Annotated in this window: 11 protein-coding genes and 1 pseudogene; 2 read left to right on the top strand and 10 right to left on the bottom strand. The window is 49.5% G+C overall.

Going from position 1 to position 15,065, the window contains the following annotated elements; translation table 11 throughout:
- Positions 1–31: 31 nt before the first annotated feature.
- The 3 genes from ACYQ2N_RS18680 to ACYQ2N_RS18670 form a co-directional block, all read right to left on the bottom strand.
- The gene (locus tag ACYQ2N_RS18680) at positions 32–1,174 is read right to left on the bottom strand and encodes a glycerate kinase (RefSeq protein ID WP_460000923.1); all 1,143 of its coding nucleotides are present in this window, start codon (positions 1,172–1,174) and stop codon (positions 32–34) included.
- Positions 1,175–1,310: 136 nt separating this feature from the next.
- A complete protein-coding gene (locus tag ACYQ2N_RS18675; protein WP_460000922.1) occupies positions 1,311–2,777 on the bottom strand; it encodes a sensor histidine kinase in 1,467 nt (488 codons plus the stop codon).
- Positions 2,774–3,457, bottom strand: a complete 684-nt coding sequence (locus ACYQ2N_RS18670) for a response regulator transcription factor (protein WP_460000921.1) — start codon at positions 3,455–3,457, stop codon at positions 2,774–2,776. The genes ACYQ2N_RS18675 and ACYQ2N_RS18670 overlap by 4 nt, the downstream gene beginning before the upstream one ends.
- A 441-nt stretch (positions 3,458–3,898) precedes the next feature.
- Between ACYQ2N_RS18670 and ACYQ2N_RS18665 the strand changes: the two genes are divergently transcribed.
- Complete coding sequence (locus ACYQ2N_RS18665) at positions 3,899–4,039, top strand: BTAD domain-containing putative transcriptional regulator (protein WP_460000920.1); 141 nt, start codon at positions 3,899–3,901, stop codon at positions 4,037–4,039.
- A gap of 27 nt (positions 4,040–4,066) precedes the next feature.
- Here the strand turns inward: ACYQ2N_RS18665 and ACYQ2N_RS18660 are convergent, their stop codons facing one another.
- Together ACYQ2N_RS18660 and ACYQ2N_RS18655 are read right to left on the bottom strand one after the other, a co-directional pair.
- Positions 4,067–5,881 (bottom strand): ABC transporter ATP-binding protein, encoded by a 1,815-nt coding sequence (locus ACYQ2N_RS18660; protein WP_460001757.1) that lies wholly within the window; start codon positions 5,879–5,881, stop codon positions 4,067–4,069.
- Positions 5,882–6,006: 125 nt separating this feature from the next.
- Positions 6,007–7,733: pseudogene (locus tag ACYQ2N_RS18655) on the bottom strand (ABC transporter ATP-binding protein).
- A 523-nt stretch (positions 7,734–8,256) separates the two neighbouring features.
- On the opposite strand from ACYQ2N_RS18655, the gene ACYQ2N_RS18650 reads away from it, so the two are divergent.
- A complete protein-coding gene (locus ACYQ2N_RS18650) occupies positions 8,257–9,429 on the top strand; it encodes a S1C family serine protease (RefSeq protein ID WP_460001755.1) in 1,173 nt (390 codons plus the stop codon).
- A 165-nt stretch (positions 9,430–9,594) separates the two neighbouring features.
- Here ACYQ2N_RS18650 and ACYQ2N_RS18645 read toward each other — a convergent pair whose 3' ends face one another.
- The 5 genes from ACYQ2N_RS18645 to ACYQ2N_RS18625 all read right to left on the bottom strand — a co-directional run bounded on the left by ACYQ2N_RS18645 (position 9,595) and on the right by ACYQ2N_RS18625 (position 15,048).
- Positions 9,595–10,620: a molybdopterin-binding protein gene (locus ACYQ2N_RS18645; protein ID WP_460000919.1), complete on the bottom strand. Its 1,026-nt coding sequence runs from the start codon at positions 10,618–10,620 to the stop codon at positions 9,595–9,597.
- Between the two features lie 94 nt (positions 10,621–10,714).
- The gene (locus tag ACYQ2N_RS18640; RefSeq protein ID WP_460000918.1) at positions 10,715–11,038 is read right to left on the bottom strand and encodes an XdhC family protein; all 324 of its coding nucleotides are present in this window, start codon (positions 11,036–11,038) and stop codon (positions 10,715–10,717) included.
- A gap of 2 nt (positions 11,039–11,040) precedes the next feature.
- The gene (locus tag ACYQ2N_RS18635) at positions 11,041–11,814 is read right to left on the bottom strand and encodes an XdhC family protein (RefSeq protein ID WP_460000917.1); all 774 of its coding nucleotides are present in this window, start codon (positions 11,812–11,814) and stop codon (positions 11,041–11,043) included.
- Positions 11,807–12,616 (bottom strand): selenium-dependent molybdenum cofactor biosynthesis protein YqeB, encoded by an 810-nt coding sequence (yqeB, locus tag ACYQ2N_RS18630; protein ID WP_460000916.1) that lies wholly within the window; start codon positions 12,614–12,616, stop codon positions 11,807–11,809. Before yqeB ends, ACYQ2N_RS18635 begins: the two co-directional genes overlap by 8 nt.
- 113 nt (positions 12,617–12,729) lie before the next feature.
- The gene (locus ACYQ2N_RS18625) at positions 12,730–15,048 is read right to left on the bottom strand and encodes a xanthine dehydrogenase family protein molybdopterin-binding subunit (protein WP_460000915.1); all 2,319 of its coding nucleotides are present in this window, start codon (positions 15,046–15,048) and stop codon (positions 12,730–12,732) included.
- Positions 15,049–15,065 lie beyond the last annotated feature (17 nt).

Below are 15,065 nucleotides of genomic sequence, written 5' to 3'. Positions count from 1 at the left end.
GAGCCGTTTTTTCTTTAATATTCTTTTCTGCTTAATTCAAGTGCATCCCTACCTTGACCAACCGACATAGCCTGGCCGTTGCCGCACCTACCAGCTCGTCTGCGGCAGCCAGGCACTCCTCTAAAGTCATCGGCTGAGGTACGATACTCATGAGTCCTGCAATTCCATGCTGTAATACATATTCATGGCCGGGTCCGAGCCCGCCGGACAGGCATAAAGTCGGCACCTTGTACTTCTGAGCCAGAGCGGCTACGCCTACGGGCGCTTTTCCATGGGCCGTCTGCATATCGGTACGTCCTTCACCGGTGATCACCAGATCGGCATGCTTCACTTTATCCTCAAAACCGGCGGCCTCCAGGATGATTTGAATCCCAAGGCGCAACTCAGCCGGCGTAAATATCAGCAAGCCTGCGCCCAGACCACCGGCAGCCCCTGCTCCCGGAGTTTCCGCCACATCTTTACCGGTAGTGGATTTTGCCAGATCAGCGAAGTGTTTAAGGGCTTGGTCCAACTCAGTTACCATCGCGGGCGTAGCTCCTTTTTGCGGACCATAAACCGCCGATGCACCACGAGGACCGCATAAAGGATTATCAACATCACAAGCAACTAAAATCCTGGTTTCTGCCAGACGGGAATCCAGTTCGGAAACATCAATCTTAGCCAAACTCTGAAGCGCCGCTCCCCCATCAGGCAGTTCATTATCAAGTTTGTCCAGGAATTTCGCTCCCAGGGCTCTGGCCATCCCGGCTCCGCCATCATTGGTGGCACTGCCGCCGATACCGATAATCAATTTCCGGATTCCTTGATCGAGAGCCGCTTTAATCAGTTGCCCGGTGCCAAAAGTTGTGGCAATCAGGGGATTGCGTTTCTCTTTAGATAATAGCGGGAGCCCGGACGCCACAGCCATTTCGATGACCGCAGTTTTTCCATCTCCTAATATCCCCCAGCGCGCTTCCACCGTTTCTCCCAACGGCCCCATCACCTTATAGGGCACAATACGACCGCCGGTCGCAGATACCAAAGCCTCCGTAGTTCCTTCCCCGCCATCAGCTATCGGCACCTTGATGACCTTTGCGTCCGGAAAAACCGCTAATATCCCGCGTTCCATGGCATTTGCCACCTGGATCGCGGATAGACTTCCTTTATATGAGTCTGGAGCTACTACAATACGCACACTCTTCACATCCCACAGTAAATGTCTTTTACTATTGTTCAGAGCGCTTGGTTCTTAACGGTTAAATCTTTGCGCTGTCTACTCTTAGCAAAGCATGTGCCAATACGCGTCATTTGGGCCAGTATTAAAACGTTTTCTAAACTTTTGTTACTGCCGGGAGCCACACATAAAACACGCTTCCCGCTCCTGCGGAACTTTCTACCCGGATCGCTCCTCCATGAAGATCAACGATCGATTTGCTAATAGCCAACCCCAGACCGGCTCCGCCGTATTTGCGGGTGCGGGAAGAATCGATCCGATAAAACCGTTCAAACAAATGTGGCAGATGCTCCTCCGGCATACCTGAACCGTTGTCTCCTACGGCCATCTCGACACCTGTATCAACACCATCTAAAGCAATCTCAATGGCTCCATTTTCCGCATCCGTATGCTCGACCGCATTATGGAAAAGATTCAAAACGACCTGTTTCATTTTGTCCTCATCAAACCGGCACCTTGAATGCGGAGCAAGCCGCAAACTCACACGGCGATTGCCCGCCAGCAGCCTTAACTGCGGTTCCATTTCCCGGATCAGGTCATCCAATTCTCCTTCAGTAAGCGCAATATTCGGCGAGCGATCGAGCTTTGCCAGCAAGAGCAGGTCTTGCACCAGCTTTTTCATGCGTTCTGATTCGGCGTACATGCTTGTTAGGGATTTGTGCAGCTTATCCGGCTGATTTACGGCACCGCGAAGCAGGACTTCCAGAAACCCGTGAATCGAGGTCAGTGGAGTGCGCAACTCGTGGGAGGCATCGGCCACAAAACGGCGCATTTGCTCTTTGGCCTCTTTTTCGGCAGTGAAAGAGGATTCCAGCCGCTCCAGCATCCCATTAAAAGATGTTGCCAGGCGGTCAATTTCCATCTGACCCTGCTCGGCGGGGAAACGCTCGGTAAGATTTCCGGCATCGATTTGTTCCACCTTACCCACCATATTGGACAAGGGAACCAATGTTTTGCGCAGCACGGGAATAAATGCCAGCAGGCCCCCGATTAAGGCCAAAAGCGCGAGCGCCAGAAACGTGAAAAGCTGCTGCAGCAAAATGTCCTGTAAAGGCTTGGTCCCGACACTCACTTGAATCACCCCGAGCAGAAGGCCCCGATCCTCGATCGTTTGCAGAACCACCAACTGCTCATTTCCGGACCCCTTATCAAACACTTTATAATTCAATCTTCGCTTCGCTTGAACCGCGGCCTGGTAATCTTCCACCGCTAGCTTGGGCGGGGCTCCGCCATCCAGCCGTGAATTGGAGAGCACGGAAAAATTACCCCCCCGGTCAATGAACGCGATGGCAGCGTCCGGTAAAAACACAAACGGCACACGGTTGGGACCGTTTACAAATGAATTGATAACAACCTGTTCCCAGGCATCCGGGGACAGCGATAAAATCTGAGTCTGCATACTGGACGCTTTATTTTGGTAGATAAACTCCCGCATCACCGCATATTGGAACAAGCCGACGATCAGCATGAGCCCCGCCATTACCAGCAACGAACGGGACAAAAGCTGAAAGCGCAGGGAGTTCTTTTGCCTGAACAAGTGCTGAAAGCGGCCGCGTATGCTCATGACAAGTCAACCCGATAGCCTGACCCGCGCAACGTACGGATCAGCCGATGTTCTTTGTCATGCAACTTGTCCCGGAGGGAGCGGATATACACCTCGACGATATTTTCATCTCCCACGAAATCATAACCCCACACTTTATCCAGGATCATGGTTTTGCTTAAAACCATGCCTTGATTGAACACCATGAATTTAAGCAGCTCGTATTCAGTCGGGGAAAGCTCCAACACCCGGTCATTATGATGAATTTCTTTGCGTCGGTCGTCAATACGAAAAGGTCCGATCACGACCTCCCCTACCAAATTGGGGAATTGATTGCGAATTCTAGCCTGAATACGCGCCAGCAATTCCTCGAAGCTGAACGGTTTGGCCATATAATCATCGGCCCCGAGCGTCAGTCCTTTCACCCGGTCCTCAACTTCATCTTTAGCCGTGAGCATTATAATTGCAATATTCGCGGTCTTTTTGAGCATGCGGCACACTTCGAACCCGTCCATGCCGGGCATCATAACATCGAGAATCGCAATATGGGGCTGGAACTGCTTGGCGATCGTGACCGCCACCATCCCGTCCTGAGCCGTTTGCACCTCAAACCCTTCATTAAGAAGACCCATCTCTAAAAACTCCAAAATATTCGGTTCATCATCGACTAGCAATATTTTAATTCCTTTTAATTTTTGCATAGAATCCGCTCCCTTTAGGTCGAAACCTTCAATGAATCCCCTTCATTATGCAATATTAAACTGAAATGAGACTGAACAAAACTCACAAAAATATTCAGCATTTCTTCAGGTAACACTCAAGGCCAGCTCCGTTTCACAAGCCATAATAGTTACGTGGTTGGCAAACCAACACGCGCAAACGGTTATCTTATGGGGGTACCTATTAATGAAAAAAATTAAATTAAGGAACGGATACCTGTGCACTCGGATGGATGTACCTGATTTCAGGCATTGTCGTTGTGCTTCTTACGGGAATTCGTTTAGTGTTAACCCGAGTTCCCAAGGCAAATACGACTCCCTAATAATGTAAGTCGTTGGGCTTCCTAATATCCGCACGGGAATTCATCCAGAAAGCCCTGACTCTGTCTATTGTTCAGGAGAATGACCGCTGGACGGCAGGCCATGGATTTATTATGGCAAAACGGGCAGAAGCAGCAGGCTTTGTTCCTGTATCAGGAGCTGGCCGCTGTCCTGGCTAAGGAGTTCGATGTAACCCCAGCCGATGAAACCAACAACTTATATGAAGAAATCCTTGGCAGTTAAACTGCCTTCTTTCCTTTCTGGAATAACCTATACCGCTTCGTTTGCAAGATTGGCTCCTGTAAACTGGCTGTTATAAAGGTCGGCATAAAAACCGCCCTGCGCGAGCAGTTCTGTATGAGTGCCCTTTTCAATCACACTGCCGTTATTCATCACCAGGATCAAATCAGCGTCCCGAATCGTGGATAGCCGGTGGGCAATAACAAAGCTTGTTCTCCCTCTCATGAGCCCAATCATCGCCTTTTGGATCAGCAGCTCGGTCCTTGTATCGACATTACTGGTCGCTTCGTCGAGGATGAGGATCGCCGGATCAGCGAGAATCGCCCGGGCAATCGTCAGCAGTTGCTTCTGCCCTTGCGAAATGTTAGAGGCTTCCTCATTGAGGATGGTGTTGTACCCCTCGGGCAGAGTTCTGATAAAGTGGTCAGCGTGAGCCGCTTTGGCAGCCCGAACGATTTCTTCCTCGGTGGCACCCTCACGGCCATAGGCGATATTGTCCCGGATTGTTCCGTTAAAAAGCCAGGTGTCCTGGAGCACCATGCCGAAAAGACTGCGAAGATCGCCGCGCGTGAGATCTCTGATGTCAATGCCGTCTACGGTAATTTTCCCGCCGTTGAGCTCATAGAAACGCATCAGAAGGTTGACCAGGGTAGTTTTGCCGGCTCCGGTCGGACCGACAATCGCAATGGTTTGTCCCGGTCGGACGTCAATATTCATGTTCTCAATCAGGGTGAGATCTTCCTTATAACGGAACTTGACCTTGTGAAATTTGACCTCGCCCTGCGGGGAGTCGATGACCTTGGCCTCTCCGGTGTCCGGAATTTCTTCGATTTCGTCCAGAAGTTCAAACACGCGCTCAGCTGAGGCCACTGTGGACTGGATCACGTTGGCGATATTCGCCGTTTGCACGATCGGCCAGCTAAACTGCCTGGAGTATTGAATAAATGCCTGGACATCCCCAATTTCAATGCTCTTTTTAATGACTAAAATACCCCCAACCACACTGACAAACACATAGCCGATATTACCGATAAAGTTCATGAGCGGCATGATCAGACCGGAAACGAACTGTGCTCTCCAACCTGCATGATAGAGTCTTTCGTTAATTTCGTTGAACTTGTTGATCGATTTGTCCTCGTGTCCAAAGGCTTTGACAATAGGGTGACCACCATACATCTCTTCAACATGGCCGTTGAGCTCACCCAGTTCCTTCTGCTGGGCCACAAAATATCTTTGCGAACGTTTGGCGATCTTTGCGGTCACCAGAAACGAAAGGGGCAGGGTGACCATCGCAATCAGGGTCATGAGCGGACTTATCGTAAGCATCATGATGACAATCCCTATAATCGTAACGATCGAGGTAATTAGCTGGGTCAAACTTTGCTGTAAGGTGGTGGCGATGTTATCCACATCGTTGGTCACACGGCTCAAGATTTCACCGTGTGTGCGTGAATCGAAGAATTTAAGTGGCAGGCGGGACAGCTTATTATTAATATCGTTACGCATATCAAAAACGGTTTTCTGCGCAACTCCGGCCATGAGAAATTGTTGCACATAGCTGAAAAAGGCACTGACCAGATAGAGCCCGACGAGCAAGAGCAAAATTTGCGCGATGTACTGAAAATCTACCTGGGCCCCGGGCACATGCCTGAATTTCGTCATGATCCCTTCAAATAATTTGGTTGTGGCTTTACCCAGGATCTTCGGACTGACAATGCTGAAAACCGTACTGAGAATGGCCATGAAAAACACGACCAGCAGTTGAAATCGCCGGGGTTTTAGATAGCCGAGAAGCCTCTTCAACGTGCCTTTAAAATTTTTGGCCTTTTCTCCCGGCATCCCCATATGCCCGCCAAAGGGACCCCTGCCTGATCTTCCCCCGGGTCTGCCTGGTCCTGCGCCGAAACCTCCTGGTCCAGCGCCTAGTCCTCCAAATCCTCCGGCGGGTCTTTGAACTCTATGTTCTTCACTCACGCGATCTCCTCCTCAGAAAGCTGTGAAGATACAATCTCACGATAGACTTCACAGGTTTTTAAGAGCTCTCTATGCTTCCCAATCCCGGCAATGCGGCCTTCATCCATCACGATGATCCGGTCGGCATCCATCACCGTACTCACGCGCTGGGCCACGATCAGCACCGTGGAGTCCTTCGTTTCCATTTTCAGCGCAGCCCGCAGCTTGGCATCGGTTTTAAAGTCTAAGGCTGAGAACGTGTCGTCAAAAACATAGATTTCCGGTCTTCTCACCAAAGCCCGGGCGATGGCAAGACGCTGTTTCTGTCCACCGGAAATATTGGTTCCACCCTGCGCGATCAAGGAATTAAAACCGTCCTTCATGTCCGTGATAAATTCGGTTGCTTGGGCGGTCTCAGCAGCGTACTTAACCTCTTCATCGGTTGCACCTTCTCTTCCAAATCGGATATTGTCCGCAATGGTGCCGTTAAAAAGAACTGCCTTTTGCGGGACAAAGCCAATTTTAGCGCGCAGGTTTTCTTGTGCTATTTCCCGCACATCCACCCCGTCCACCAAAATGCTGCCACTGTCAACATCGTAGAAGCGCGGGATCAGGTTGATCAGCGTTGATTTGCCTGAGCCGGTGCCGCCGATAATCGCCGTGACCTCACCAGGGCTCACTTGAAATGAAATATTGCTGATGGCCGGCTGTTCAGCACCAGGGTAACTAAAGGTCACATTCTCAAACTCCACAAAACCCCTTCTGCTGTCAGCCCGTTTAACCGCTGTTGCATCCTTAATTTCGGGAACGGTGTCCAGCACTTCGTTAATTCTTACGGCCGAAGCCTGGGCCCGGGGAATCATAACAAACATCATGGAGACCATGATCAAGGAAAACATAATCTGCATGGCATACTGGATAAAGGCCATCATATCCCCGACTTGCATATCCCCATGGTCGACGCGGATACCGCCAAACCAAACGATGGCAATGGTTGTAAAGTTCATCACCAGCATCATGATAGGCATCATCGCGGCCATGAGTTTGTTCACCTTGATCGCGGTGCCGGTAAGGTCATCGTTGGCTTCATAAAAACGCTTCTGCTCGTGGTCAATGCGGTTAAAAGCACGTATCACTCTAATCCCTGTCAGATTTTCACGCAATACAAGATTCAACTTATCCAGTTTAATCTGCATGGTTCTGAACAGCGGTATACTCTTCGTGGCAATGAGCATGATTGCAGCGGCAAGGAGCGGTATGACCACAACCAGCACCAGGGACAGAGTGGCATCCTTCGATACCGCCATAATGATGCCGCCGATCGCCATCATGGGTGCGCTAATCATCATGCGCATGATCATAATCAAGACTTGCTGAACCTGGGTAATATCGTTGGTCGTACGGGTAATCAGCGAGGCGGTACCGATCTGGTCAAACTCGTGAAGTGAATAGCTCTCTACCTGTGAGAAAACCTTACTGCGCAGATTTTTGCCAAATCCCGTGGCAATTTTCGCTGATAAAAAACTTGACAGGATGATACAGACTGCACTTCCCCCTGCAACAAGCAGCATGAGGGCCCCAACTCTAAGAATGTAAGGCGTATCGCCCTTGACAATACCGGTGTCAACAATATCTGCCATCAAAGTCGGAAGATACAATTCAGCAAGGGATTGAAAAAATAAGAGGATCAAACAGCCGCCACCGAGATCGCGTAGGGTTTTAAGAACCTGAATAATTTGAGCAAAAATTATCATCCCCTTGTTTTGTGCGAACAATTTGTTCAAACAAAAACCTACTACACTTCTGCTAATGCGTCAAGCTTGAATCAACTAAATACCCAGAGGCGGCTGCCAAGTGAGCTGAAAGGAAAAATAAATTAAACATTCAGCATTTCTTCAGCAAACGATCAATTTCATCTCAGGTAAAAGTTTTATACTGAGCCATATAACGAAACATTTCTTTTCCAATTCTGAAACCTAACCACACCCATCTGGATAAAACAAGGAGGACTCATCATGAACGAGCAAATTCCTGATAACAACGACTCAATGGAGTTTAACAACTCTGAAACCGAACAAAACCGAGTAACGCTTAACACAAACGAGGAATCATCAGAGGAGGCTACAGAAGTACATGCAGAGAATAATTCAGAAACAGTAAAAACAGCCGCAATAGCCCTTACAGCAGATGCTGCTGCAACAGAAGATGCAGGAGACACCGCAAAAGAAAGCAGAAATGGAGCTGCCAAATCTGCTGAGAATGAGAAAATGCTCGGATCGAGTGCAACCGTAGTATCTGCCCCCCCAAATCGCAATAAGCGCTTTTCAAAATTTGCGGCCATCGCCGGTATTAGCTTAGTCAGCGCCATAGTGGGCAGTCTGACAACGGTTGCCGCCATTCCTTATATCTACCCCAACACATCAACAAACACTCAGCTTTCTTCAGTCCAAGGGACAACTAAATCGGCTCTTCCTGTTTCCAATGCAAGTTCCAATCTCACCAATTTCCCGGTCGCGCAAATCGCCAAAGCTGTCGGACCAACGGTGGTCGGAGTATCCAATTTTCAAACGAGCCGAGGCTTTGGCGGAAACTCCGGGCTCCAGGAAGCCGGGAGCGGCTCCGGCTTTGTGGTCGATGCTAAGAAAGGGTATATCGTAACCAACAACCATGTGATTGACGGGGCGCAAAAAAATACCGTCAGTTTGAGTGACGGGCGCAATGTTGACGCAAAGCTGGTTGGTGCTGACGCGCGCACTGATCTGGCTGTGTTGCAGATTTCGGATACGGCCAATCTGACAGCGGTCAGCCTGGGGGATTCTTCGAAGCTCGTCGTCGGTGAACCGGTCGTTGCGATCGGCAACCCCGGCGGCAATGACTTTGCCCGCTCGGTAACCACCGGAGTCGTCTCCGCCACAAACCGGACCCTCAATATCCAAGGTGAGGCGAGTTTTAACCTCATTCAAACGGATGCAGCCATTAACCCCGGAAATAGCGGCGGTCCGCTCGTAAATTATCAGGGGCAGGTTATTGGGATTACTTCGGCCAAATATGCACAGCAAGGCTTTGAGGGCATGGGCTTTGCCATTCCGATCTCCGATGCCATGCCAACCATCCAACAATTGATTAATTCCGGGGTAGCCAAGCATCCGGCCCTTTTAGTATCCGTCAACGATCAATACGTCAATTACGCGCAAACGAACAACCAACCCCTTGGCGCCTATATTGCTGATGTCGTAGCGAATGGCCCTGCTGCCAAGGCCGGAATCACAAAAGGTGATGTGATTACCAAGATCAATGATGGGCAAGTTCAAAATTCCTCTGATCTTGTGCGTGAACTCTACAAATACAATGTCGGAGACAAAGTAACCATTACCTTCGTGCGCAACGGGCAGACACACCAAGTTCAGGCTACGCTCGGGGAGATAAGTTCGAATCAATAGAAGCCCGTTCTGTCAGGCTAAACTCCCAAGGCCGCACCAATAACGGTGCGGCCCTGGGAATTCTTTGTTTGGCAGACGATGTTAAAATTTTTTGTCCATATATCATAGAAGAAGTCGAACATTTAAGGTTATGCCTTTCATACAAAAGGTTAGTGACTGTGTCGTTCAAGAGCCAGCCCCAAAAGGGCAAGAGGGATAACGGCAATCATCGCATCCAATGCATAAGCCGTTGTAACCTAGATGCACTAGGTCTTGCCGCTTAATTCTTTCTCCAGCAAAGATTTGCGGGAGAACCAGATCAAAAACGGTTATGCGATCATACATAACACACCCAGGAAGACCCATAATGGGCACAGAGCCCAGATATGCCAGCATGAACATCGATCCGGGCAAAACCGGTACTCCGTAGGTAATTACCTCAGCAGACGTATTCCTAATTCCTGAAGGTGTCAGGTCGTCCGGATCAACCGACATCCCCCCGGACACACAAACCGTTTCTGCACCTTTGGCAATTAGCTCCAGGATTGCCGCAGAAATTTGCTGTGCATCATCAGAAACGTAAATCTGGTCAAATATTTTTGAACCAAAGTTCTTAATTTTCCTTTCAATGACCGGAGCAAATTTGTCCTTAATCCGGTCGTTAAAAACTTCGTTCCCCGTGGTAACGAGACCAACCTTTAATGGGCGAAAAGGTTTGACACTTAAAACGCCCCGGGATTCTAGACATGTCCGTTCCACCGTTTCAATTTGTCCTTCCTCAATCACAAGAGGTATCACCCTAGTCCCAGCCACAACCTGTCCACGGGTCACCGGCAAATTATTCCGCCGGGTAGCCAGAACCACCCCTTCAACCGAGTTCACTTGGGCTAAAACCTCGGTATTAACTGTCAGCATACCATCGATAGCAGCCTGGAAATTAATCTTTCCTTGATTAGGTGCCGTCAACACCACCCCAGAACCGCTAGCGGCCAAAGCGATTCGTTCGGCGGCTTCATCTTCGTGTAGAAAACCCTTCGTCAATTCCCAGACATAAATGTGGTCTTTGCCAATTTTCAGTAGTTCATCAACGTCTTCTTCCCTAATGATATGGCCTTTTGCAAAAGCCCGCCCTTTAAATTCACTGGGGACAATTTTGGTAATATCGTGGCACAGAACCAAACCGATCGCTTCTTGAACAGATACTGTCTTCATCTTGCCTTTCCCCCTCTGATAACACAGCCTATATTCTGCTCGTTTATTTGCTGTTAAGAAATAATTTACTGTTATGATTGAGGAATCCCTGATTTTAGTGGTTGCTGGCTATCAATTCCAAAAAGACGTCCATTGTTCCTCCACAAACCATTCCTTCTTCTGCGGCGGCTTCGTTAGTGAGATCCAACCTATAGATTCGTGACTGGCCTTCTACCATAACGGATAGGGCTTCGCGACGAACTTCGGCCTCTGCGCAGCCACCACCAATAGTCCCCATGATACTTCCATCCCGCCTGACGACCATAGCTGCACCTGACTTTTGCGGTGTGGAGCCTTTGGTACGACAAATAGTCGCTAGCACTACCTTCTCTCCCGAAGAAAGTTCGTTTACTAACTCGCGTAACAGCTGAATATCCAAGCTCAATCAGCTCCCCTCTCACCCGTGCTCAGTGAGGTTCCGGCTCCTCCCCTGCGAACCATGATCACCTCTGCCATGATACTTATAGCAATCTCTTCCGGTGTACGTGCCCCGATGTCAAGCCCGATGGGGGCATACACACGAGGAAGTTTTTCTTCGGGATTGCCCGCTTGCAAACTTTCCAGAACGATTTTTATCCTTCGTTTACTCCCTATCATCCCAAGGTAGGCTGCCGGACGCCCAATACATAAGTTGAGACATTCGCTATCATGCCGGTGTCCACGGGTAACGATTACGACATAGGTATTAGGTCCAATTATTATTTTGTTTAAAGCAGAGATAAAATCGAGACAGATAACTTGATCCGCATCGGGAAAACGATTAAGGTTGGCAAAACTGGGGCGGTCATCAATGACCGTTACGTAAAATCCCGCAAGTTTACCCAAGGCCACTAGGGGCTTGGCAATGTGTCCGCCACCAAGGATTAGCAGCTCTGAGGGAGGGGACAACGGCTCAATGAAAAGTTCTAGCCACTCACCGGCACCCAAATTTTTGACAACTGTTTGGGGTTCACCGTTTTTAAGGCAGTCCACGGCTGCCTCGAAAACTTCAGAACGGGCCGTGGCCTCACCCTCTATTGAACCAGCATCTGAATTAACCACCCATTTTTGCCCAATCATACTTTTAAGCCCGGGACCCGCATTGATGGCCGTAACCAGGGCTTGCGTTTCTCCTCGATCAAATGTACTTAGCATATGTTTAAGTAGCTCAAGCATGTCTCTCACCCCGCTGTAAAAATAGAATTGCCTCAAGGACACCGCCAGCAACAGCCCTGGCCTTGTCCGAAATGGTAAAACAATACTCCCTATCCCCACGTGGATCGATATCTCCGACTTTCATCCCAGGGAACACCATCAGTCCCCCTCGTAATAACCCACGGATTACTCCTCCTATTCCAGCCCTTATTATCTCTGAGCCAACTTTTGCGATCGGGTCACCCGGATTAACCTGGCAGCCAATTTCTTTTAGCGTCTCAAACACCCCGCCCACCGGCGCCCGCAGAATCCGTTCCTCCCGGTATCCGCCGATGTCACCAGGTATTCCTGTATCGGGAGCAGCTTGCCCTTGAGTAATGACCCTGCCAAGGTAATGACCACGTTGAGTTTCGACCACAGCATGGACATCTATACCGGCTGTGAAGCCAGGTCCTAAACCGATGACCATGGCTGCATCTGAGAGTTGGGTGCCTAAATTCCTTTTAGCCAAAGTGGCATCAATATAGGCAACAGGAGCGAGCTCATCTACTATTGCCCCCTGAGGATCGACAACTACAGCCACTAATCCGCTCCTGGCTGTAGCCACAGCGTCACGGGCATTCTGAGCAAGGCGTCCGGTTACTCCCTCGACGCTATGCATAGTTTCATAGACCGCTTCCGCAAATGAGACTTGGCGCCTTATCACTGTAGGAGCTGCTAGTTCTGTCATTATTACGGAATATCCGCAACGAAAAAGTCTATGAGCCACCCCCGTGGCAATGTCGCCGGCACCTCTAACGATAACTAGTTCATCCCTCGGCATTTAACACCTCTCCAATTGAGTGGATAGTCCGCCTTATGGAGCATCTTGCACTAATTCATCCTCACAAGGCGGACCTTTTATCCATATACTACTTAAGGCATCCCGACTGCAGATTAAGCGTTTTTCGAGCGAATCGCTTTAAGAATCTTTTCCGGCGTGATAGGCAGATCCATAATTGGAACCCCAATGGCATCGTGGATCGCGTTGGCAATTGCCGCCGGTGGGTTAGTGAGAGCACTTTCACCAATACCCTTTTGCCCGTCTGGCACTTCAGGGTCATTGGTCTCGATTTCAAAGATCTTTTCGTCCAACATTGGCAAATCCATCATGGTGGGAACTTGATAATTAGTAAAGGATGGATTTAACAAGTGGCCGTTAGCGTCATAGACCATATCTTCATATAGAGCAAATCCTACCCCTTGAGCCAGTCCGCCTTGAATTTGTCCTTTCACAAACGCAGGGTTGAGCGCACGCCCAACATCTTCGGCCACTGCGTAGTCCAATATTTGGACAAGGCCGGTGTCTGGATCGACCTTAACTACTGCCATATGGCAGGAATTACAATAGACGATTGAGAAATGGCCGATACCGTTTTCATCGATAAGACTGGTCGGAGTATCATAAGTTGCATTACCAATGATCGCTCCTGCCGGCATGCCCGGGGGCAGCTTGCTGCGGGTGTAATGAGCAGCCATGGCTATATCGCCTATTGCCACACTGCGATCCGGCATGTCCCGCACAAATACCTTATTGTTACTAATTTCCAACTCTTCGGCGGAGGCCTCCAACCAATGAGCCGCTATTTTTAAGACTTGTGCTTTGACCTGTTGGGCCGCCAGTTTCACGGCCGTTCCTGCCACCACTGCCGTACGGGAACCCCATGTTCCCAGTCCGTGGGGCGTTAGGTCGGTATCATGAGTAATTACATTTATTTTGTCTAAGCTAACTCCCAGTTCGTTCGCACACACCTGAGCCAAAATAGTGGTATGCCCCTGGCCCGCATCACAGGCGTCGGTGGTAACAATCACACTACCATCATCCTCGAGTTTGATCACTGAACTAGAGGTATCGGCATCAAGGACAGGATTCCAGCGGCAGCTGCTCCACTCGATCATGTTGGACATTCCAATGCCTACATATGGTACCTTGGCAGCCTTTAGTTCCTCATAGTTGACCGCTTTTGCGGCTTGATCCATACATTCCTCAATAGCCAAGGTCTTAAATTTTAACCCGTTGCAGGTTTCATAGGGTAGATCTTGTTTACGGACAATATTGGCTTGTCTAATTTCCCAGGGACTGATGCCTAACTTTTTCGCAATAATATCCAGCATCTGCTCCCGGGCGAAAGTGGCCTGTGGATTGCCGAAACCCCGATACGCACCGGATGGCTGTTTGTTGGTGTAAACCACATAACCATCGCACCACATGTTTCGCGTCTTATAGGGTCCCACCGTCATGCCAAAGGACAGTTTGATTACACCGGGCCCGAAACTGGAGTAAGCTCCACTATCCTGGATAACCCTTTCCTTCCAAGCCGTAATCGTACCGTCTTTCTTTACCCCAGCTTCGACATACCGAATTTGGGGATGCCGGGAACGGGATGCTAGAAACTCTTCTTGTCGGCTAAGAGCAATTCGTACTGGGCGGCCAGTTTTCATGGCTAGAACGGCACTACAAACTTCGTGGGCGAAAAGGTCAATCTTGTGGCCGAAAGCTCCCCCAACAAAGGGGGATTTTACCGTAACCCTGGACTGAGGCAAACCCAAAACCGAGGCAAGCAAGGTTCGAATGATATGGGCATTTTGCGTTGAGGCATAGAGGGTCAACCGTTCCGTGTTTACATCGTAAGTCGCCAATGCTCCATGGGTTTCCATCGGGGTTGCTGTGGGCTTGGAGGTTTCAAATCGCTCTTTGAAAATGTAGTCCGCTTCGGCAAAACCTTTATCAATATCACCCGCTCGAACCTTGGCATGAGTATGGACATTCCCCTCAACTCCTGGAAGGTTTTGGTGAATTCGGGGTGCTTCTTCTTTCAAAGCCCATTCCGGGTCAACAACAGCAGGTAAAATTTCATATTCCACTGTAATTAAATCCAGAGCATCTTCAGCAATTAGTTCACTTTCGGCAGCCACTACAGCTACTTCATCTCCCTCGAAACGGACTTTATCCAGGGCCAGTACGAATTCGTCTGGAATTCCCGCTTGCCCATAGGGAGTCGTTAAGCCTACCATGTCCTCACCGGTTAGAACCGCAACAACCCCCGGTAGTATCTTGGCCTTGGACACGTCGATACTTTTGATGAGGGCATGCGCATGAGGACTGCGCAGGATTTTAGCATAAAGCATGTTCGGGAATGTCAAATCCGCCAGAAACTTCCCGGAACCCGTTACCAGTTGGCGGGCATCCCGTTTCTTAATGTCTTGACCTATCAAAACATAACCCTCCTTTC

It is taken from the genome of Paradesulfitobacterium aromaticivorans, from assembly GCF_054657415.1.
This window is presented reverse-complemented; position numbering and strand designations above follow the sequence as displayed.